The sequence below is a fragment of the Streptomyces sp. NPDC056734 genome (genome assembly GCF_042790455.1).
Lineage (GTDB): Bacteria > Actinomycetota > Actinomycetes > Streptomycetales > Streptomycetaceae > Streptomyces.
In genome coordinates this window covers 249,504-270,466 of record NZ_JBHTZD010000012.1, presented here as the reverse complement: position 1 = coordinate 270,466, position 20,963 = coordinate 249,504, and the positions used below count along the sequence as shown (strand labels likewise).

The 20,963-nt window shown below is 72.1% G+C and carries 18 protein-coding genes; 12 read left to right on the top strand and 6 right to left on the bottom strand.

All coding sequences use genetic code 11. From position 1 onward, the window contains the following. Positions 1-109: 109 nt before the first annotated feature. Positions 110-391: an HPr family phosphocarrier protein gene (locus ACFRFC_RS20370; protein WP_382693374.1), complete on the bottom strand. Its 282-nt coding sequence runs from the start codon at positions 389-391 to the stop codon at positions 110-112. A gap of 221 nt (positions 392-612) precedes the next feature. Between ACFRFC_RS20370 and ACFRFC_RS20365 the strand changes: the two genes are divergently transcribed. The 4 genes from ACFRFC_RS20365 to ACFRFC_RS20350 all read left to right on the top strand — a co-directional run bounded on the left by ACFRFC_RS20365 (position 613) and on the right by ACFRFC_RS20350 (position 6,611). Next, positions 613-3,630, top strand: a complete 3,018-nt coding sequence (locus ACFRFC_RS20365; RefSeq protein WP_382693372.1) for a GNAT family N-acetyltransferase — start codon at positions 613-615, stop codon at positions 3,628-3,630. 464 nt (positions 3,631-4,094) lie between these two features. Continuing rightward, positions 4,095-4,691, top strand: a complete 597-nt coding sequence (locus tag ACFRFC_RS20360; RefSeq protein ID WP_382693370.1) for a DUF5998 family protein — start codon at positions 4,095-4,097, stop codon at positions 4,689-4,691. A 14-nt stretch (positions 4,692-4,705) separates the two neighbouring features. After that, positions 4,706-5,899, top strand: a complete 1,194-nt coding sequence (locus tag ACFRFC_RS20355; protein WP_382693385.1) for an alkaline phosphatase family protein — start codon at positions 4,706-4,708, stop codon at positions 5,897-5,899. Positions 5,900-5,960: 61 nt separating this feature from the next. Beyond that, positions 5,961-6,611, top strand: a complete 651-nt coding sequence (locus tag ACFRFC_RS20350; protein WP_382693367.1) for a thymidine kinase — start codon at positions 5,961-5,963, stop codon at positions 6,609-6,611. 103 nt (positions 6,612-6,714) lie between these two features. Here ACFRFC_RS20350 and ACFRFC_RS20345 read toward each other — a convergent pair whose 3' ends face one another. After that, positions 6,715-7,509, bottom strand: coding sequence for a VOC family protein (locus tag ACFRFC_RS20345; protein ID WP_382693365.1), 795 nt, complete (start codon positions 7,507-7,509; stop codon positions 6,715-6,717). A 495-nt stretch (positions 7,510-8,004) separates the two neighbouring features. Here ACFRFC_RS20345 and ACFRFC_RS20340 point away from each other — a divergent pair, with 495 nt between their 5' ends. Continuing rightward, on the top strand, positions 8,005-8,856 hold the full coding sequence (locus tag ACFRFC_RS20340; protein WP_382693364.1) for a sulfurtransferase: 852 nt from the start codon (positions 8,005-8,007) through the stop codon (positions 8,854-8,856). Positions 8,857-9,099: 243 nt separating this feature from the next. Here ACFRFC_RS20340 and sepH read toward each other — a convergent pair whose 3' ends face one another. Then, the gene (gene sepH, locus ACFRFC_RS20335) at positions 9,100-10,131 is read right to left on the bottom strand and encodes a septation protein SepH (RefSeq protein WP_382693362.1); all 1,032 of its coding nucleotides are present in this window, start codon (positions 10,129-10,131) and stop codon (positions 9,100-9,102) included. A 470-nt stretch (positions 10,132-10,601) separates the two neighbouring features. Between sepH and ACFRFC_RS20330 the strand changes: the two genes are divergently transcribed. Further along, on the top strand, positions 10,602-11,546 hold the full coding sequence (locus ACFRFC_RS20330) for a hypothetical protein (RefSeq protein ID WP_382693360.1): 945 nt from the start codon (positions 10,602-10,604) through the stop codon (positions 11,544-11,546). On the opposite strand, the gene ACFRFC_RS20325 is transcribed toward ACFRFC_RS20330, so the two are convergent. Both ACFRFC_RS20325 and ACFRFC_RS20320 read right to left on the bottom strand, forming a co-directional pair. Further along, the gene (locus ACFRFC_RS20325) at positions 11,470-12,789 is read right to left on the bottom strand and encodes a D-arabinono-1,4-lactone oxidase (RefSeq protein ID WP_382693358.1); all 1,320 of its coding nucleotides are present in this window, start codon (positions 12,787-12,789) and stop codon (positions 11,470-11,472) included. The two genes, ACFRFC_RS20330 and ACFRFC_RS20325, sit on opposite strands and share 77 nt — an antisense overlap. Continuing rightward, on the bottom strand, positions 12,749-13,987 hold the full coding sequence (locus ACFRFC_RS20320; protein WP_382693355.1) for an MFS transporter: 1,239 nt from the start codon (positions 13,985-13,987) through the stop codon (positions 12,749-12,751). The genes ACFRFC_RS20325 and ACFRFC_RS20320 overlap by 41 nt, the downstream gene beginning before the upstream one ends. A gap of 243 nt (positions 13,988-14,230) precedes the next feature. Here ACFRFC_RS20320 and ACFRFC_RS20315 point away from each other — a divergent pair, with 243 nt between their 5' ends. Both ACFRFC_RS20315 and ACFRFC_RS20310 read left to right on the top strand, forming a co-directional pair. Further along, positions 14,231-15,358: a ferrochelatase gene (locus ACFRFC_RS20315; RefSeq protein ID WP_382693353.1), complete on the top strand. Its 1,128-nt coding sequence runs from the start codon at positions 14,231-14,233 to the stop codon at positions 15,356-15,358. Between the two features lie 8 nt (positions 15,359-15,366). Then, positions 15,367-16,182 (top strand): inositol monophosphatase family protein, encoded by an 816-nt coding sequence (locus ACFRFC_RS20310; protein WP_382693350.1) that lies wholly within the window; start codon positions 15,367-15,369, stop codon positions 16,180-16,182. Positions 16,183-16,360: 178 nt separating this feature from the next. Here the strand turns inward: ACFRFC_RS20310 and ACFRFC_RS20305 are convergent, their stop codons facing one another. After that, a complete protein-coding gene (locus ACFRFC_RS20305; protein WP_382693348.1) occupies positions 16,361-16,534 on the bottom strand; it encodes a hypothetical protein in 174 nt (57 codons plus the stop codon). Positions 16,535-16,987: 453 nt separating this feature from the next. Here ACFRFC_RS20305 and ACFRFC_RS20300 point away from each other — a divergent pair, with 453 nt between their 5' ends. The 4 genes from ACFRFC_RS20300 (at position 16,988) to ACFRFC_RS20285 (ending at position 20,533) form a co-directional block, all read left to right on the top strand. Next, positions 16,988-17,641 (top strand): response regulator transcription factor, encoded by a 654-nt coding sequence (locus ACFRFC_RS20300; RefSeq protein WP_069778299.1) that lies wholly within the window; start codon positions 16,988-16,990, stop codon positions 17,639-17,641. 6 nt (positions 17,642-17,647) lie between these two features. Further along, a complete protein-coding gene (locus tag ACFRFC_RS20295) occupies positions 17,648-18,880 on the top strand; it encodes a sensor histidine kinase (protein WP_382693344.1) in 1,233 nt (410 codons plus the stop codon). A gap of 395 nt (positions 18,881-19,275) precedes the next feature. Continuing rightward, on the top strand, positions 19,276-19,572 hold the full coding sequence (locus tag ACFRFC_RS20290; RefSeq protein WP_003993510.1) for a DUF4193 domain-containing protein: 297 nt from the start codon (positions 19,276-19,278) through the stop codon (positions 19,570-19,572). A gap of 13 nt (positions 19,573-19,585) precedes the next feature. Continuing rightward, positions 19,586-20,533, top strand: coding sequence for a hypothetical protein (locus ACFRFC_RS20285; protein WP_382693342.1), 948 nt, complete (start codon positions 19,586-19,588; stop codon positions 20,531-20,533). The last annotated feature ends 430 nt before the right edge of the window (positions 20,534-20,963 follow it).

The following is a 20,963-nucleotide window of genomic DNA, read 5'->3' as shown; positions in this document are numbered from 1 at the left end:
GGGGCGGAAGCGGCTGTTCCGCAGCAGAGGTGGCTGTCGGGCAACAGCAGAGCCGCGCCACCACCAGGGCGACGCGGCTCCTTGTGTCCGTAAGCGGGTGCCGGACGGATCAGACGGTCTCCGGAAGCTCCTCCAGCCCTTCGGAGACCAGCTTGGCCAGACGGTCCAGGGCCGCGTCGGCGCCGTCGGCGTCGGAGGCCAGGACGACCTCCTCACCGCCCTTGGCGCCCAGGCCCAGAACGGCCAGCATGGAGGCCGCGTTGACGGGGTTGCCGTCGGCCTTGGCGATCGTCACGGGGACCCCCGAGGCCGTGGTGGCCCGGACGAAGATGGAGGCGGGGCGGGCATGGAGGCCCTCGGCCCAGCCGACGTTGACGCGGCGCTCAGCCATGTTGTTGCTGCCCTTCAGTCTCTCAGGGTTGTCTAGACCAGTGTCCCATATCGCGGAGGCGTGCCCGGAGCGGGCCTCGGGCCACACCAGGAGTGTCGCCGGACCCCGGCCCCGACGCGGTATACGCCCCCATGTGTCCCCGTGTGTCTGTGCTGCTCCTGTGCTCGTTCCCCGTGGATTGCCTCGCGCCGTTGTCATAGGCGAGCCGTACTGTGGGGCGCATGCAGAGCCCGGCGGATCCGCAGGACCGGCACGAGTACCCCGCCCACTGGGAGGCGGACGTGGTGCTGCGTGACGGCGGCACCGCGCGCGTGAGGCCCATCACCGTCGACGACGCCGACCGCCTGGTCAGCTTCTACGAGCAGGTCTCGGACGAATCGAAGTACTACCGCTTCTTCGCGCCCTACCCCAGGCTCTCCGCCAAGGACGTCCACCGCTTCACCCACCACGACTTCGTGGACCGCGTGGGACTCGCGGCCACCATCGGCGGCGACTTCATCGCCACCGTGCGCTACGACCGGATCGGCGCCGACGGCATGCCCGCCTCCGCGCCGGCCGACGAGGCCGAGGTCGCTTTCCTGGTCCAGGACGCGCACCAGGGCCGCGGGGTCGCCTCGGCCCTCTTGGAGCACATCGCGGCCGTCGCGCGCGAGCGCGGCATCCGCCGGTTCGCCGCCGAGGTGCTGCCCGCCAACACCAAGATGATCAAAGTGTTCAGGGACGCCGGGTACTCCCAGAAGCGCAGCTTCGAGGACGGCGTCGTACGCCTGGAGTTCGATCTCGAACCCACCGACCGCTCGCTGGCCGTGCAGCGCGCGCGGGAGCAGCGCGCCGAGGCCCGTTCGGTGCGGCGGCTGCTCGCGCCCGGGTCCGTCGCCGTCATCGGCGTCGGCCGCGTGCCCGGCGGGGTGGGCCGCAGCATCCTCGACAACATCCGCGAGGCCGGCTTCACCGGCCGTCTGCACGCCGTGAACCGGGCCTTCCCCGAGGGGCGCAAGGACATCGACGGTGTGCCCGCCCACCGGTCGGTGCGGGAGATCGACGGCCCGGTGGATCTCGCCGTGGTCGCCGTGCCCGCCGATCATGTGCCCGAGGTCGTCGCCGAGTGCGGCGAACACGGCGTCCAGGGGCTGGTCGTGGTCTCCGCCGGGTACGCCGAGAGCGGCCCGGAGGGCAAGGCGCGCCAGCGTGAACTCGTACAGCACGCGCGCGCGTACGGGATGCGGCTCATCGGGCCCAACGCCTTCGGCATCATCAACACCTCGCCGGACGTCCGGCTGAACGCCTCCCTGGCGCCCGAGCCGCCCCGCCCCGGCCGCATTGGCCTGTTCGCCCAGTCCGGCGCCATCGGCATCGCGCTGCTGTCCCGGCTGGACCGGCGCGGCGGCGGAGTCACCGGCATCACGGGCGTGTCGACCTTCGTCTCGTCCGGCAACCGCGCGGACGTCTCCGGCAACGACGTCCTCCAGTACTGGTACGACGACCCGGACACCGATGTCGCCCTCATGTACCTCGAATCCATCGGCAACCCCCGCAAGTTCACCCGCCTCGCGCGCCGCACCGCCGCGGCGAAGCCCCTCGTCGTGGTGCAGGGCGCGCGACACGCCGGGGCAGCGCCCCAAGGGCATGCCGTACGCGCCACCCGGCTGCCCAGCGAGACGGTGTCCGCGCTGCTGCGGCAGGCCGGTGTGATCCGGGTCGACACCATCACCGAACTGGTCGACACCGCCCTCCTCCTCGCCCGCCAGCCACTGCCCGCCGGGCCGCGCGTGGCGATCCTCGGGAACTCCGAGTCCCTGGGACTGCTGACCTACGACGCCTGCCTGTCCGAGGGGCTGCGCCCCTTGCCGCCGCTCGACCTCACCACCGGCGCGTCCCCCGCGGACTTCCGGCGGGCGCTGGCACGCGCGCTGGCCGACGACACCTGTGACGCGGTCGTGGTGACCGCGATGCCGGCCATCGGGAAGGTTTCCGCCGGTGACGAAGCCCTCGCCCAGGCCCTCAGATCGGCCACGCCCGGGCCCGCCACCAAGCCGGTGCTCGTGGTCCACGTGGAACTGGGCGGCCTAGCCGAGGCCCTGTCGGCGGCCACGAGCACGGCGCCACTGCCCGGGACCGGTACGGCGGCGGTGTCCGTGTCCGTGCCGAGTACGGCACCAGCGCCCGCGCCCGGTACGGCACCAGCGCCTATGACCGATACGACACCAGGGTCACTGACCGATACGGCACCAGGGCCACTGACCGGTAGGGCTCCACGGGCCACCACCGGTCCCTCCACGGTCACCCCGGCCGCCACCCCGGCCCCCACCGCATCCGAGGCATCCGGCCCATCCGGCCCATCCGACGCCCCCGGCCTCCCGCCCCCCGAGGACCCGGCCGGCCCCATCCCCGCCTACCCCGCCGCCGAACGAGCGGTACGCGCGCTGGCGGAAGCGATCCGTTACGGACAGTGGCGGCGCGAGGCCGCCGACCCCGGCAGGGTGCCCGAGTACGACGACATCGACGAGAAGGGCGCCGCCCGGCTGATCGACGGCCTCCTCACGCGCGGGCAGGGCCTCACCCTCGGCGCGCAGGACACCTGCGAGCTGCTCGCGCGATACGGCGTCGCGGTCCAGCGCGCGCTGCCCGCGCCGACCCCCGAGGCCGCCGCCTCCGCCGCGCGGGACCTCGGCTACCCCGTCGCCCTCAAGGCCACCGCCCCGCATCTGCGGCACCGCGCGGACCTCGGCGGCGTACGGCTCGACCTCGCGGACGAGGAGCAGCTGGTACGGGCGTACGCCGAGCTGAACGAGCTGTTCGGGACGCCGGAAGAACTACGGCCGGTCGTGCAGCGCATGGCACCGCGTGGCGTCGACACGGTCGTCCGCGCGGTGATCGATCCGGCGGCGGGCGCGGTCCTGTCGTTCGGCCTGGCCGGGGCGGCGACGCAACTCCTGGGCGATGTCGCGCACCGGCTGATCCCGGTCACCGACCGCGACGCGGCCTCCCTGATCCGCTCGATCCGCACGGCCCCGCTCCTCTTCGGCTGGCGCGGCTCCGCGCCCGTGGACACCCCCGCGCTGGAGGAACTGCTGCTCCGCGTCTCTCGGCTGGTCGACGACCATCCCGAGGTCATCGCGGTCACCCTGGAACCAGTCGTCGTCGCCCCGGCCACCCTCACCGTCCTCGGCGCGTCCGTCCGCCTGGCACCCCCACCGGCCCGCGACGACCTGGGCCCCCGGACGCTGCCGACGTACTGAGTACTGACGCCGACGGGCCGGCCAAGGGGGCGGCGTGTCAGGCGTCTTGGACAAGGAACAGGTCGTCCACAGGGAACACGTCTAGCGCGCGGAGCATGAACCGTCCCTCCCTGGCCACGCCCGGCAGCCCAGCCAGCCACGACGCGCGCATGGCGAGGATTCCCGACCCCGATCCACGACCCCGATCCACGACCCCGGTCCACGACCGCCGGGCCACGCCGACCCGCGCCTCCCAGCGCCACGCCGGTCCGCCCGCCCGGGGCGCGCGCCGACCACACCCTCACGGACGCCGCCCCCACCCCACCCGCAACCGGCACCCTCCCCTCCCCACAAGCCCCACCAGCACCCCACCACCCCCCAAATCCCACCCACCCCCCGCCCGAAAGAAACCGCCCGCACCCCCGTTGTTCGATTGACCCGGGTTGGTCTTGACTGGCCCGGACCGGCCCTATCCGGGGATTAGGATGGACGGCATGGCCAAGACCAGTACGACGACCCAGGGGCTGCGTGCGGCGATCGAGCGCAGCGGCTACTACCCGGCCCTCGTGGCCGACGCGGTGGAGGCCGCTGTGGGCGGCGAGCCCATCCGGTCGTACCTGGTCCACCAGGAGACCACGTTCGACCAGAACGAGGTCCGCCGGCATGTCACCGTGCTGGTGCTCACGGACAACCGCTTCATCGTCAGCCACACCGACGAGCAGGCCGCCGACAGCACCTCGCCCACCCCGTACGCCACCACCTCCACCGAGTCGGTCAAGCTCGGCCGGATCTCGTCGGTCGTGGTCAGCCGCGTGGTCGCGAACCCGGAGAAGTACCGGCCGGGCACCCTGCCCCGCGAGATCGTGCTGACCATCGGCTGGGGCGCCGTCTCCCGCATCGATCTGGAGCCCGCCGCCTGCGGCGACCCGAACTGCGAGGCGGATCACGGCTACACGGGCAGCTCCACGGCCGACGACCTCAGCCTGCGGGTCAGCGAGGCCGGGGACGGTCCGGAGACCGTCCGGGAGGCCCTCGCCTTCGCCCAGGCCATCTCCGAGGCGACCGCGGGCATCACCCGCTGATGGCCGCGCCCGCAATGGCCGGTTCCGCCGACTGGGACGGCCACCCCGAGCTTCTCGCCGTCGACTCCGCCCCCCGCCCCGCCTACGGCACCGGCTCCCTGGCCGATCTGCTGCCGACCCTGGCGGCCGGCCTGGGCGTGCCCGGCATGACCGCCGCGATCGCCGAGCTGACCCCGGCCGACCGGGTCTGTGTCTTCCTGGTCGACGGCCTCGGCTGGGAGCAGATCAAGGAGCACCCCGACGAGGCCCCGTATCTGACCTCGCTGCTCGGCAGCTCGCGCGGCGGCACCGGCACCCCGCTGACCACCGCCTACCCGGCGACCACCGCGACCTCCCTGGCCTCCTTCGGCACCGGCCTGCCGCCCGGCGCGCACGGCCTCCCCGGCTACACGGTGCGTGATCCGGCCACCGGCGGGCTGATGAACCAGCTGCGCTGGCAGCCCTGGACCGAGCCGTCCGTGTGGCAGCCGTACCCCACCGTGTTCGAATTGGCGGACGCGGCGGGTGTGCACGCCGCCCAGGTCTCCTCCCCGATCTTCCAGAACACCCCGCTGACCAAGGTCGCGCTCAGCGGCGGCGCCTTCCACGGGCGGCTGACGGGCGAGGAGCGCATGGACCTGGCGGCCGAGCAACTGGCCGTCGGCGACCGCTCCCTGGTCTACACGTACTACGCCGAACTCGACGGCGCCGGCCACCGCTACGGCGTCGACTCCGATACCTGGCGCGGCCAGCTGATGTACGTCGACCGGCTGGTCCAGCGCCTCGCCGAGCAACTGCCCCCGCGCTCCGCGCTGTACGTCACCGCCGACCACGGCATGGTCGACGTGCCCTTCGACGACGAGCACCGCATCGACTTCGACCTCGACTGGGAACTGCGCGCGGGCGTCGCCCTGCTCGGCGGCGAGGGCCGCGCCCGTCATGTCTACGCGCTCCCCGGCGCCGAGAACGACGTCCTGACCTGCTGGCGCGAGGTGCTCGGCGACCGCTTCTGGGTGGCCTCGCGGGACGAGGCGATCGAGGCCGGCTGGTTCGGCCCGCGGATCGACGAACGCGTCCACGCGCGCGTGGGCGATGTCATCGCCGCCGCGCGGGACGACGTCCTGATCATCGCCTCGGAGCGCGAGCCCAAGGAATCGGCCATGGTCGGCAACCATGGCTCGATGACCCCCGCCGAGCAGTTCGTCCCACTGCTCGAAGTACGCTCCTGACGGTCTCCCGCCCCGACACCCCGGCACACCCCGACACCGCCCGAAAGGTGCGCACCACCCCATGCCCGAGCTGGTCTTCTTCTCCGGAACGATGGACTGTGGGAAGTCGACCCTCGCCCTCCAGATCGAGCACAACCGCTCCGCGCGGGGCCTCCAGGGCGTGATCTTCACCCGCGACGACCGCGCGGGCGAAGGAAAACTCTCCTCACGCCTCGGCCTGGTGACCGACGCCGTGGAGGTCCCCGACGCCATGGACCTGTACGCGTATCTCGTCGACCATCTCTCGCGGGGCGGGCGCGCGGACTATGTCATCGCGGACGAGGCGCAGTTCCTCGCACCGGACCAGATCGACCAGCTCGCGCGCGTGGTGGACGATCTGGGCCTGGACGTCTATGCGTTCGGCATCACGACCGACTTCCGCAGCAAGCTCTTCCCCGGCTCCCAGCGGCTGGTGGAACTCGCCGACCGGGTCGAGGTGCTCCAGGTCGAGGCGCTGTGCTGGTGCGGCGCCCGAGCCACCCACAACGCCCGCACGGTGGGTGGTCAGATGGTCGTCGAGGGCGAGCAGGTCGTGGTGGGCGACGTGGGCGTGACCGCTGAGGTCGTGGGCTACGAGGTACTGTGCCGCCGCCACCATCGCAAGCGAATGACGAGCGGGTCGGCCCGAGCGGGCGCTCTGTCGCCCGATGTGCTGCCGGTCACGTCGGCCTGACCCAGCCGCACAGGGCGATCTCCGGCCCTTGCATCCCGGGCCCGCCCACGAGCACGAGCCAGCCCAAGAACCCGCCGCAAGGGCACCCGCGCCCGCCCCCGCCTCACCCAGCCCGCTGCACCAGCGAGAACCGTGCCCCTTCCGGATCCGCCACCACCGCCACCCGCCCGTGCTCACTGTCCCGGACGGCGCCCAGCACCTGCCCGCCCAGCTCGGCCAGCCGTTCGAGCGCCCGCTCCGTCTCGGCGACTTCGAAGTACGTCATCCAGTGCGGCCCCCGATCTCGTGGCAGGGCGCTGCCCACCCCCTCGATCGCGGCGACCGGCCGCCCTTCGACGAGCAGGGTCACGTGATCGACGTCGGGAGACTCCGCTGCCACCGGCTCGAAACCGAACACCGTCTCGTAGAACTTCGCGACGCCCACCGTGTCGAAGGTCCGCAGCTCGTTCCACGCGGGCGTGCCGGGCACCTCGGAGACCGCTGTGCCAGGATGCTCCGCCCCTTGCCAGATCCCGAACACGGCGCCCGCCGGATCCGACCCGATGGCCATCCGGCCCGCCTCGGCCGCGTCCAGCGGACCCACCCCGATCGTGCCGCCGCACAGCCGCACCATGTCGGCCGTGGCGTCCACATCGTCCGACGCCAGATACGGCGTCCAGGCGACCGGCAGTTGGCGGTCCGGCGGCAGCGTGCCGATGCCCGCGACCTCCCGTCCGCCGAGCAGCGCCCGCACATAGGCGCCCAGTTGCTGCGGCCCGGGACGGAACTCCCAGCCGAACAGCTCGCGGTAGAAGTCCTGGGTCGCCTCCAGCCCGTGCACCATCAGACTCACCCAGCAGGGCGTGCCGGGCGCGTACCGCGCGCGTCCCGCGCCGGTCGACCCCCGTGCCTCGGTCATCGTCACTCTCTCCTCGGCCCCTCACAGCAGCCGCCTCGAATCCGCACTCAGCACCCCCGTGTCCGCACAGAGCGCCGTTCCGGCGCCGGGGTTCCGCTCCCCATGCCCGGAACCGGTGTCTTCGGGCCATCCCTGGTGTCTCCGTGCCCAGACCCCGCGTCCCCGAGCCTGCACCCGGCCCCGGCATCGCCAGGCCATTCCCGGCGACTCCATGCCCGTATTGCCCACGTACTCACGCCCAGGCCCCCTACCGATGCTCGCACCCCAGGACGCCCCGCGCCCCGTGGCCACGCCGCCGATCCCGGCACCCGCGACGAGGGCCACGCCGCCCACCCAGGGCACCCGCCCGGAGCATGCCCGCCCAGAGCATGCCCGCCCAGCACGCCAGGTGACCGAGCCCGCCCGGCCCCGTACCGCACGTGACCGCGCCCGCCCGGCGGAGCAGAGTAGTCGGACACGCACGCTCCGGCCACCCCGTGCGCAAGGATGGTGGCCATGAACGCCATCATCTCCGCATCCGAACTCGTGAGCGACCTGGCGGGCGCCGAGCCGCCGGTGCTGCTCGACGTCCGCTGGCAGCTCAGCGTGGCCAAGGCGGCCGGCGAGCCGCCCTTCGACGGCCGTGCCGCGTACACCGAGGGCCACATCCCGGGTGCCGTCTATGTCGACCTGGACGAGGAACTGGCCGGGACACCGGGCGCGCGGGGCCGGCATCCGCTGCCGGACCCGGCGGCCTTCGGCGCCGCGATGCGCCGGGCCGGGGTCTCGGCCGGGACGCCGGTCGTCGTCTACGACGGCGGTCAGGGTTGGGCGGCGGCACGCGCGTGGTGGCTGCTGAGCTGGACGGGGCACCCGCGTGTGCGGGTCCTCGACGGCGGGTTGCCGGCGTGGGAGGGCCCTCTATCGACGGACGCTCCGACGCCCGGCGAGGGCGATTTCCAGCCGGTTCCGGGCGCCTCCGGACTGCTCGACGCCGATGGCGCGGCGGCGCTGGCCCGCGCGGGGGTGCTGTTCGACGCCCGCGCGGGGGAGCGGTACCGGGGCGAGGTCGAGCCGATCGACCGGGTCGGCGGCCACATCCCGGGCGCGGTGTCCGCGCCGACCGGGGAGAACGTCGCCGAGGACGGCCGCTTCCTGCCCGCCGACAAACTGGCGGAGCGCTTCCGCTCGCTCGGCGCGACCGACGGCACGGAGGTCGGTGTGTACTGCGGCTCGGGCGTGTCCGGCGCCCACGAGGTGCTCGCCCTGGCGGTCGCCGGCCTCCCGGCCGCGCTGTACGTCGGTTCGTGGTCGGAGTGGTCCTCGGACCCGGCACGCCCGGTGGCGGTGGGCTCGGACCCGCAGTAGCGGCACAACGGTCCCCGCATCAACCGTGGACGAATCAGGTAGTCCGACGCCCCCGATCAACCATGGACGGACCGGTCAAGTCGACAGCCCGAGTCCACCCATGTAGGGACAACGCAGGTACACCAAAGCCCCCGCGTCCACTCATGGACGTACCCGTCACGCAAAGGACCCGTGTCCACCCATGGACACGGGCCCTGACTCCTACCGGAGGATCACGGTCCTGCAACCGCCAACCGCCGCGGCTCACTCCTGCTTCTTGCGTCGCGTCCCGAACACGATCTCGTCCCAGCTCGGGACGGCGGCGCGGCGGCCGGGGCGGACGCCGTCGGCCTCGGCCTGGCGGTCGGTCGCGCCGACCAGCCGGTCCCGGTGGCTGCCCACCGAGCGTGGCATGAGGACATCGGCGTAGGCGGACCCGGCCGATGCGGCGGGCGCCGGGGGCTCCTCGGATTCCGGCTGGGCCGCGGGCTCCTCCGCCGCGGGCTCCGCCGGACGCTCGGGGACCACCAGGTCGCCGCGGAAGCTGGGTACCGCCTCCAGGAGGCTGGTCAGCGAGTCCCGCTCGCTGACCGGCTCCTCCATGGGCTCGGGCGCCGGGGGCAGGCTCGGGCGCTCACGGTCGGTGCCACGGTCCAGCGGCCGGTCGCGAGGCAGCCGGGCGATCCGGGGCACGAAGGGGAAGCTGGGTTCGGGCGTGCCGAGGTCGTCGGACTCGCCGATCAGCGAGCGGGCCTCGTCGTCGACCGCCTGGACCAGCCGGCGCGGCGGGTCGTACGTCCAGCCCGCCGCGTGCGGTTCGCCCGCGACCCGGTAGACCAGCAGCACCTCCCAGGTGCCGTCGTCACGGCGCCAGGAGTCCCACTGGACGGTCTCCTTCTCCGCGCCGCGCAGCGTCAGCCGCTCCTGCACGGCCTCGCCGAGCAGCGGTCCGGAGTTCTCGCCGGGGCGGCGCACCGGGGTCTTGCGAGCGCGCTCGGCCATGAAGGCGCGCTCGGCCAGGACGGGACCCTCGAAACGGCGTACGCGGTCGACGGGGATGCCGGCCATCTGCGCGACCTCTTCCGCGGTCGCGCCGGCGCGTATGCGTGCCTGGATGTCGCGGGGGCGGAGGTGGCTCTCCACCTCGATCTCGATCTGGCCGAGGCGGGGTCGGTCGCCGCGCACGGCGGCCCGCAGCCGTTCGTCGATCGGGAGGGTGTACTCCGTTGCGTCGGCAGCCTTGAGCACCAGCCGTGTGCCGTCATTGGAGACGGCCACGACACGCAGTTCGGGCATGGGGACCTCCCGGGTGGTGCCTGCCGACGTCACCTGCGTCGCTGCTTCCGCTAGTCGAGTGTGGCCTGCCCGGGTGCAGCCTGCCACAACCTTGCCGAGTTGCCCGGCGTGTCGGGCACGGGCCCTGGTCCGCCGTTATGGCACGGTTACCTGTTCGCAACGCAAAGTGACCGAAATTGTCACCCTGTGCAGCAAGCCCCCTCCTGGCGGTCCTTCCTGGATCCGGACACCCCGAAAGGAGACCGGGCCCAGGGCTCGCAACAGTACTCCATATGGACCATGTGCGTGGGTGGGCACGCCGCCCAACTTCCGGCAAGGGGTGCCGCGTCGCCATGGCCGGGCGGTTGCGGCGATCATGAAAGTGGCGAACTTCACGGAAACCCAGAAAGCGGAACTATCGGTTTCGTCGGGACGTCCCCTATTCGTACAACTGACCGACCAGGTACGGGAAAGGCAGGCAAGATCCCGGAATGCGTGAAAGGCCCGATGTCGTGCAGGAGCCGGACACCGGGGAGGAGGTGAAGAGGAAGCGTCTCGATCTCAGCGTGCCCCAGGTCGCGGGCGGTGCGATCGCGGCCGTGCTCGCCGCCAAACTCGCCTCCTCCTTCGGGGTGTACGGCACCATCCTCGGCGCGGGTCTGGTCAGCGTCGTCGCCACCTGCGGCGGCTCGGTCTTCCAGCATTTCTTCACCCGCACCGGCGAACAGCTCCGCGACGTGGCGACCCCCGCAAGCCCCGCCCCCGCGACCCCCGGACCGGCCCCCGCGCCCCCCGGGCCCGCCTCCGGACCGGCCCCCGCGATCACCGCCGCCACCGGCCCGCACCCGCAGGCCCCCGGCGCCCCGCCAGAGCCCGGCGAGTTCACCGAGGGAACCCTCTACCGGGCCCGCGCGAAAGGCTGGAAACGCCCGCTTCTCGCGGCGGCGCTGGTCTTCGGCGTGGCCATGGCCGGAATCACCACCTACGAACTGACCTCCGGCGAGAACCTCAGCGGCGGAAGCGGCACCACCGTCGGCGACGCCTTCACCGGCGGAAGCCAGTCCTCCACGAACCCCGGCGACTCCGGCCCGGGAGACGATTCCGGTACGACGCCCGGGCCCGGCGCGAGCGAATCCACTCCCGGCGCCACCCCGACCGACGGCACCACCCCCGGCGGCGGCACGTCCGGAAGCAGCCCCACCCAGACGCCCAGCGCCCCGCAGGACACCCCCGGCGACAGCCCGGGATCCGGCTCCACGAGCGGCACGGACGGGTCGGGCGGCACAAACGGCTCCGACGGCTCCGGCGGCGCTACAAGCCCGGACCCCGCCGCGCCGCCCCCGCCGCCCAGTGCGCCCCCTACGACCCCAGGACCCGACGCAGATAGTCGTTCTGGAACCGCCGCTCCGGATCAAGCCGGTCCCGCAACGCCGTGAACTCCGCGAACCGCGGATAGACGCCGGCGAAGTACTCCGCGTCGCGCGTGTGGACCTTGCCCCAGTGCGGCCGTCCCTCGTGCGCGATGAAGATCCGCTCCGCGGCGGTGAAGTACGCCTGGTAGGGCGTCCCCCGGAACATGTGCACGGCGATGTACGCGCTGTCGCGCCCCGCGGCGGTCGACAGGGCGATGTCGTCGGCCGGGGCGGTGCGCACCTCCACCGGGTAGCTGATCCGCAGCCGGGAGCGGTCGATCATGGCCTTCAGCTCGCGCAGGGTATCCGCCAGGGCGGCGCGCGGAACGGCGTACTCCATCTCCACGAACCGCACTCGGCGCGGGGAGGTGTAGACCTTGTACGGGATGTCGGTGTAGGTGCGCGCCGACCAGCCGTGGCTGGCGGCCTTCGCTATGGCGGGGACCGTGGCGGGGACGGCCCGGCCGACCAGGTTCGCCACCTGCCAGACCCCGTTCGAGAGGAACTCCTCCTCCAGCCAGGCGCTGAACCGGCCGACGGGCTGTTCGGGGCCCGCGCTGCGGTTGTTGCGCTTGGTGCTGCACCGCTCGGTGTGCGGGAACCAGTAGAACTCGAAGTGCTCGTTCTCCGCCCACAGCTCGTCGAACTCGGCCAGGACCTGCCCGAACGGCATCGGCTCCTCGCGCGCGGTGAGCAGGAAGACCGGCTCCACGGCGAAGGTGAGCGCCGTGATGACACCCAGGGCGCCGAGCCCGACACGCGCGGCGGCGAAGACGTCCGCGTTCTCCTTCTCGGAGCAGGTCAGCACCGTGCCGTCCGCGGTGACCAGCTCCAGCGCCTTGATCTGGGCGGAGAGCGAGGCGCACTCGCGGCCGGTGCCATGGGTGCCGGTACTGGTGGCGCCGGAGACCGTCTGCTCCATGATGTCGCCCATGTTGGCCAGCGACAGGCCCTCGCGGGCCAGGGCTATGTTGAGTCGCTTGAGCGGAGTGCCCGCCTCCACCGTGACCGTCCCGGCGTCGCGGTCAATGTTGCGTATCCCGGTCAACAGTTGAGGGCAGATCAATACACCGTCGGTGGCGGCCACCGAGGTGAAGGAATGCCCGCTGCCGGCCGCCTTCACCGGCAGCCCGTCCTCGGCGGCCGAGCGGAGCGCCGCGACCAGTTCCTCGACCGAAGCGGGCGTGACCTCGCGCGCGGGACGCACGATCACATTGCCGCCCCAGTTACGCCATGTGCCGTTCTTCCCGCTCGTTGTGCTGCCCAACGGAGCCTCCCCGACCCGGTGCCGGCCGCTTGAGCCGGCGGTACCCGAGGAAACCGACCGCCGCCGCGGCGGCCCCGGCGATCGCCGGAACCACGTATCCGGCGCGCGCCCCGGCCGCGTCGATCACCCAGCCGGACACGGAGGCGCCGAGGGCGACCCCCACCGCTAGTCCCGTGCTGGTCCAGGTCATGCCCTCGGTCAGTTGCGCGCGTGGTACGTGCTGCTCGACGAGGGACATCGTCGTGATCATCGTCGGAGCGATGGACAGACCCGCGAGGAACAGCGCCACGGCCAGAAACGGCAAGTTTCCGACCAGTAGGAGGGGGATCATACTCACGGCCGTGCCGCACACGCCCAGCAGCCAGCGGGGTTCCGGTGCCCTCTTGAAGTGCAGCAGGCCGAAGAGGAGGCCGGCGAGACAGGAACCCGCCGCGTACACCGCGAGCACCAGGCTCGCCATGTTCTTGTGGCCCTGCTCCTCGGCGAAGGCCACGGTGACCACGTCGACCGCACCGAAGATCGCGCCGATCGCCACGAACGTCACCACCAGCACCTGAAGCCCGGGCGAGCGCATCGCGGAGCGCTTGCTGTGCTGCTCGCGCGGGTGCGGCGCGGGCTCGGTGGCCCGCTGCGCGGTCAGCCAGAAGACCCCCACCGCCAGGAAACAGGCCGCCAGCAGCGGCCCCGCCTCCGGGAACCAGGCCGTGGACAGGCCGATGGAGATGATCGGCCCGAAGATGAAGCACACCTCGTCGACCACCGACTCGAACGAGTACGCGGTGTGCAGCTTCGGCGTCCCCCGGTACAGGACCGCCCACCGCGCCCGCACCATCGCCCCCACGCTCGGCACACAGCCGATGCCGACACAGGCCACGAACAGCACCCAGTCCGGCCACGAGTAGTGCGCCGCGAACAGCAGCAGCGCCGCCGCCGAGAGCGCCACCAGCGTGGCCGGGCGCAGCACCCGCCGCTGCCCGTGCCGGTCCACCAGCCGGGACACCTGCGGCCCCGCGACCGCCGCCGACAGCGCGATGGTCGCCGACAGCGCGCCCGCCAGTCCGTACCGGCCGGTGATCTGCGACACCATCGTCACCACGCCGATGCCCATCATCGACAGCGGCATCCGGCCGAGGAACCCGGCCAGAGCAAAACCCTTGGTGCCGGGGACGGCGAACAGGGCGCGATAGGGGCTGGGCACGTGCGGCTCCGGCGGTTCGGTACGGGTATACGGGCCGAAGGCGCCGGTGACCGCGCCGGAGGAACCGGTCACCGCCGGGTACGGCTCGCCTCGGCTGAACGGTGCCTCTCGGCCGGGTCAGGCGCATAGATGGCCGATACAGCTTACGAGTGGGGTGACCCTAACGCACCCGTCCGGACGAGCCTCCACCGCGCCCCCCGGCCGGTGCCCGCGCTGTCAGTGCCGGGTGGCAGGATCGAAGACATGCCAGACGCGCTCGATGCCAGCCCCTACGACGCCCTGCTCCTGCTCTCCTTCGGCGGCCCCGAAGGACCGGACGACGTGGTTCCGTTCCTGGAGAACGTGACACGCGGGCGCGGCATCCCCAAGGAACGCCTCAAGGAAGTCGGCCGCCACTACTTCCTGTTCGGCGGAGTCAGCCCCATCAACGAGCAGAACCGCGCCCTGCTCGACGCCCTCCGCAAGGACTTCGCCGGCCACGGCCTCGATCTGCCGCTCTACTGGGGCAACCGCAACTGGGCGCCCTACCTGACCGACACCCTGCGCGACATGGTCCGCGACGGCCGCCGCCGGATCCTGACCATCGCCACCAGCGCCTACACCTCGTACTCCGGCTGCCGCCAGTACCGCGAGAACCTGGCCGATGCCCTGGCCACCCTCCGCGCGGAGGGCCTGGACCTCCCCCGGGTCGACAAACTCCGCCAGTACTTCAACCACCCCGGCTTCGTCGAGCCCATGATCGACGGCGTGCTCGACTCCCTGGCCGACCTCCCCGCGGATGTCCGCGACGGCGCCCATCTCGCCTTCTCCACCCACTCCATCCCGAACACCGCCGCCGACACCTCCGGCCCCCCCGAGGGCCACGGCGACGGCGGCGCGTACGTCCGGGAGCACCTGGACGTGGCCCGGCTGATCGCCGACGCCGTCCGTGAGCGCACGGGCGTCGATCACCCCTGGCGGCTCGTCTACCAGTCCCGTTCCGGCGCCCCGCACATCCCCTGGCTGGAGCCCGACATCTGCGACCACCTGGAGGACCTGCACGGCGCGGGCACCCCCGCCGTGGTCGTGGCCCCCATCGGCTTCGTCTCCGACCACATGGAGGTCCTCTACGACCTCGACACGGAGGCCAAGGACAAGGCGGCGGAACTGAACCTCCCGTACCGCCGCTCGGCGACCGTGGGCGCCGACCCCCGCTTCGCCGCCGCGATCCGCGACCTGGTCGCCGAGCGCGCGCGCACCGAGCGCGGCGCCCAGGCCACCCCCTGTGTCCTGGGCACCCTCGGCGCGAGCCACCACCTCTGCCCGGTCGGCTGCTGCCCCGCCCGCACCCCGCGCCCCGCAGCAGCCGGCGCCGACAGCCCCTACGCGTGAGGACCCCCGTGACGGACCCCCTGCACACCGAGCTGCTCACCCTCGCCCAGCGGGCCGCCACGCGCGCGGGGGCCCTGCTCCGCGACGGCCGCCCCGCCGACCTGGCGGTCGCCGCGACCAAATCCAGCCCGATCGACGTCGTCACCGAGATGGACATCGCCGCGGAGAAACTGATCACCGACGTGATCTCCGAAGCCCGCCCCGACGACGGCTTCCTGGGCGAGGAGGGCGCCTCCGCCGAGGGCAGCAGCGGCATCCGCTGGGTGATCGACCCGCTCGACGGCACGGTGAACTACCTCTACGGCCTGCCCACCTGGTCCGTCTCCATCGCCGCCGAGCAGGACGGCGAGCGGGTCGTCGGCGTCGTGGCGGTCCCCATGCGCGGCGAGTCCTTCCACGCCGTCCGCGGCACCGGCGCCTGGGCCACCGGTGCCTGGGACGGGGAACGCCGGCTGGCCTGCCGCCCGGCCCCGCCCCTGGAGCAGTCCCTGGTGTCCACGGGCTTCAACTACGTCGCCGAGGTCCGCGCCCATCAGGCCCAGGTGGCCGCCCGGCTCATCCCCCTCCTGCGCGACATCCGCCGCGGCGGATCGGCCGCCGTCGACCTCTGCGACCTGGCCGCCGGCCGCCTGGACGGCTACTACGAGCGTGGCCTGAACGCGTGGGACGTGGCCGCGGGCGACCTGATCGCCCGGGAAGCGGGCGCCCTGACCGGAGGCCGCCCCGGAGAGCGCCCGTCACGGGACCTGACGGTCGCGGGGACGCCCGGGGTGTTCGAGGCGCTCCAGGGGCTGCTGGAGGACTTCGGGGCCTGGCACGACTGACGCCCCCCAGAGCGGCCCGCTGCCGGACCCAGGGCGTGGGCCCGCCAACCCGCACGATGCCGACGCGCCGGCCGTGAGAGAGCCGCAGGGGTGCGCCGGTGTCACCAACGCCCTCACCGCACACGACAGGGCCCCGGCGCTGGATCGCCGGGGCCCTGTCGTGTCGGCCGGGTGCTGGTCAGACGCTGGGAACGCCGATCTCCACGCCATGTTCGGCGGCGAGGCGGCGCAGGTCGTCGAGTTCGCCCTGCTCGACCTCGACGAGGAAGTCGTCGCCCTCGTCCTGCGCCCGCGTCAGGTCGGACTCGGTCGCCCTTATGCGCTGCAGAAGTCCTGCGGTGAAAGCGTCCATGCTGCGCCCCCTCGTCCTGGGTCGTGGGTCTGTGGCACGGGGGTGTGCCGTCGGGAAGGGGCGATCACGCCGATGCGGGTGCCCAGCGCTGCCGCGCCGGGCGGCGACGGTGCCGGACACCCACGCCCGCTCTGCGGCAAAGCGGAGCACGGAGGCGCCGCGTGATGCGACGGTGCGTGCAGAGCGTGATCGCGGGGTGTAAAGCCGTCCTCCCCCCGCTTCCTTCCGTGGAAACCTCAACCGGAGGAGAAAATCCGGCATTCCCGGGGCCCCGCGAAAATCTTGCCGTCGGGCCCGCAGAGGCTCTCCCGGGCGGGACCGGGCGGGGCCGCGCACCGGCTTACCCCCGACTTATGACCGAAAAGGGCAGGATGGAGGCCAACACCCCCAAGCGAACCCTGCCCGCGCGTGCCCCTACGCAGCGTGGGCGGGACATCAGGAAGGACTAGCGACGTGCGCGTACTCGTCGTCGAGGACGAGCAACTGCTCGCCGATGCGGTGGCCACCGGACTGCGCCGGGAGGCTATGGCCGTCGACGTCGTGTACGACGGTGCGGCCGCCCTGGAGCGCATCGGCGTCAACGACTATGACGTGGTCGTACTCGACCGCGACCTGCCTCTGGTGCACGGTGACGACGTCTGCCGCAAGATCGTCGAGCTGGGCATGCCCACGCGGGTGCTGATGCTGACGGCGTCCGGTGATGTCAGCGACCGGGTGGAGGGCCTGGAGATCGGCGCCGACGACTATCTCCCGAAGCCCTTCGCCTTCAGCGAGCTGATCGCGCGCGTGCGCGCCCTCGGCCGGCGCACCAGCGTGCCGCTGCCGCCGGTCCTGGAGCGGGCCGGCATCAAGCTCGACCCCAACCGCCGTGAGGTCTTCCGCGACGGCCGGGAGATCCAGCTGGCGCCGAAGGAGTTCGCGGTGCTGGAGGTGCTGATGCGCAGCGAGGGCGCGGTGGTCTCCGCCGAGCAGCTCCTGGAGAAGGCGTGGGACGAGAACACGGACCCGTTCACCAACGTCGTGCGGGTGACCGTGATGACGCTGCGCCGCAAGCTGGGCGAGCCCCCGGTGATCGTGACCGTGCCCGGCTCCGGATACCGGATCTGATCCAGGGTGGCCGCCACACCCGCGCCTCCCCAGGCGCCTCCGAAACCCACCTGGGACCCCCGCAGGCCGGTGCCGCCCGTGCCCTGGCTGCGCCCGACCATCCGGATAAGGCTCACGCTGCTGTACGGCGGCATGTTCCTGATCGCCGGGATCCTGCTGCTGTCGATCATCTATCTGCTGGCCGCGCAGGCGCTGAATGTGGGCAGCGATCTGCCGTTCAAGATCGTCGAGGGCAAGATCTCCAGCGCGATCTGCAACTTCCCCGAACAGGGCTCGGCGACCGAGTTCAACAACGCGATGAACGACTGTGTGAACCAGCAGCGCCAGCACGCCCTGGACAACCTGCTCAGCCGTTCCCTGCTGGCCCTGCTGGGCCTCGCGGTGATCGCCTTTGCCTTCGGCTACGCGATGGCCGGCCGGGTCCTCTCGCCGCTCGGCCGGATCACCCGTACCGCCCGCGCGGTGGCCGGTTCGGACCTGTCCCGGCGGATCGAGCTGGACGGCCCGGACGACGAGCTGAAGGAGCTGGCGGACACCTTCGACGACATGCTGGAGCGCCTCCAGCGGGCCTTCACGGCCCAGCAGCGCTTCGTCGGCAACGCCTCCCATGAGCTGCGCACGCCGTTGGCGATCAATCGCACGCTCCTGGAGGTGCATCTGTCCGATCCGAACGCCCCGGTGGAGATGCAGCAGCTCGGCAAGACGTTGCTGGCCACCAACGAGCGCAGTGAGCAGCTGGTGGAAGGGCTGCTGCTGCTCGCGCGCAGCGACAACCAGATCGTCGAGCGCAAGCCCGTGGACATCGCGGAGGTGGCCGGGCAGGCCATCGACCAGGTGCACGCCGAGGCCGAGGCCAAGGGTGTGCGGATCCGCGGCACGCGCGAGGCGGCGGTGGTCCAGGGCAACGGTGTGCTGCTGGAGCGGATCGCGCTGAACCTCGTACAGAACGCCGTCCGGTACAACATCGCGGAGGACGGCTGGGTCGAGGTCACCACGGGTATTCAGCATGGGCACGCGGTGCTGGTGGTGGCGAACACCGGGCCGGTGGTGCCGGCGTACGAGATCGACAATCTTTTCGAGCCGTTCCGGCGGCTGCGGACCGAGCGCACGGGAAGTGACAAGGGTGTGGGCCTGGGCCTGTCCATCGCGCGGTCCGTGGCGAGGGCACATGGCGGGCATATCGCCGCCCAGCCCCGTGAAGGGGGTGGGCTGGTGATGAGAGTGACGCTCCCCGTCTGAGATCATGTCGCCGACACACGCGGGGATGTTCGCTTTGCGCGGAATTTTCGGGCTGGGATTGGATCAGACCAGTGTGTGATCGATCACAAGGGCGATTTTCCGGCCATCTACTCTCCGTGATCGTTTGGGCCAGGGGAAAGCCGGGAAAATCCTGGTTTTCCAGGGGTCTGATCACGGGAAGTACACGGTGAGATGCCTTTGAAGTGCACTATCCGGACCGTGTACGGTCCCGTTCGCCATCCCAGCCGATCACTCTTGAGGAGTCCGGTTGGGTGTCGATTGAGTAACAGACCTTGATGTGAGGCAAAATCTCCGCCTCGGGTCGGGCACAAGTCCGGCCTCTCACGCGTTACGTGCGCTGGAGACACCGCAGACACCCGGAGGGGGAGAGCGACATGGCAACCGACTACGACACCCCACGCAAGACCGACGATGACGTTGACTCGGACAGCCTCGAAGAGCTGAAGGCCCGGCGGAACGACAAGTCCGCCTCGGCCGTCGACGTGGATGAGTTCGAGGCCGCCGAGGGCCTTGAGCTTCCCGGAGCCGACCTCTCGAACGAGGAGTTGGCCGTCCGGGTCCTGCCCAAGCAGCAGGACGAGTTCACGTGCATGAGCTGCTTCCTGGTTCATCACCGCAGCCAGCTGGCCCGCGAGAAGAACGGTCAGCCGATCTGCCGCGACTGCGACTGAGGCGGGGTCGGGCATGACTGGCTCGACCCCTCCCTGGAAGCGCCGTTTTCCCGCGCGGAGAACGGACCCGGGGCCGTCCCAGGACGGTCCGTACGGCGAGCGTGACGACGAGCGAGGCCCTTCCATGACGGATTCCGGTACGGAACCCGTCCCCGGGTCGGCCTCGCTCGAACCGGCGGCCGGGGCCGACCTCCCGGTACCGCTGGAAGGTCCCGCGCCCGCCGCCCGTCGCAGGGCGGTGGTCATCCGGGACCGGGCCAGGGACCTGGCCGTGGAAGGCGCCCGCAAGGGCGGCAACCGGGCCAGGGCGTCCCTGGCCTATCTCGCGGACCGGCTGATCGAGCTGGCACCGCGGATCCCCGTACGGGATCTGGCGACCCTGCGCCGGCAGTTCCCGGGGCTCGGGCCCGAGCAGATCGCGGACAAGCTGGTGGCCGGCGCGGCGAACGCCTCGGCGACCGTCGGAGCCGGGGTCGGCGCGGCGGCGATGATGCCGGTGCCGCCCGCGATGCCGGCCGAGCTGGCCGCGGAGGTGACCGGCGTCGCCGCGATCGAACTGAAGCTGATCGCCGAGCTGCACGAGGTGTACGGGCAGCGACCGCCCGGCACGCTCGCGGAGCGCAGCACGGCCTATCTGCGCTCCTGGTCCGGGGAGCGCGGTATCGACGTGATGAAACCCGCGTCGGTCAATGCCGCCCTCGGCAGCCAGATGAAGCGCGAGCTGCGCCAGCAGATCATGAAGCGCATGGTGCGCAACATGCCCAACCTGATGCCGTTCATGGTGGGCGCCGCCGTGGGCGCGGTCATGAACCGCCGCGACACCAAGAAGCTCGCGAACCGCATCAGAACCGATCTGCGCAAGACGCAGGTCCCCTGGGAACAGCTGACCGAGCTGCCCACCCTGGAGCAGCCGGCCGAGCCGCTGCCGCTGGTACGCGACCCCAGAGAGCTGGGCCGCTGACCGGCCCGAGGGCCGGATGGACCGGGCCGGCCGCGTCGCCGGCCGGAGCCGCGGTCCGCAGCCGTTTCGGTCACCGCAGTCCCGGCCCGGCCCAACGCCGTTGCCGCCGGGCGGGGCCCCCACGACCCCGAGACCTCGACTGCTGAGGCCGCTACGCGGTTTGTGGGCTGGGGGGCTGGGTGGTCGGGCGGGTCGCGTCGCCGGTCGGGTCCGCAGCCGTTCAGGCCGTCGCCCTGGAGTTTCTCAGGCTGGCGCGCGTAGTCGTTCCCGCCGGCTGCCCGAGTCGGGAGTAGCGCCGCTGCCGTTGCTGCTGGGGCCCCGGAACCTGGGCCGCTGGGGCCTCGGACCGGGCTGTGGGCCGGGTGGTCGGTCGGGGTCGCGTCGCCGGTCGGGTCCGCAGCCGTTCAGGCCGTCGCCCCGGAACTGCTAA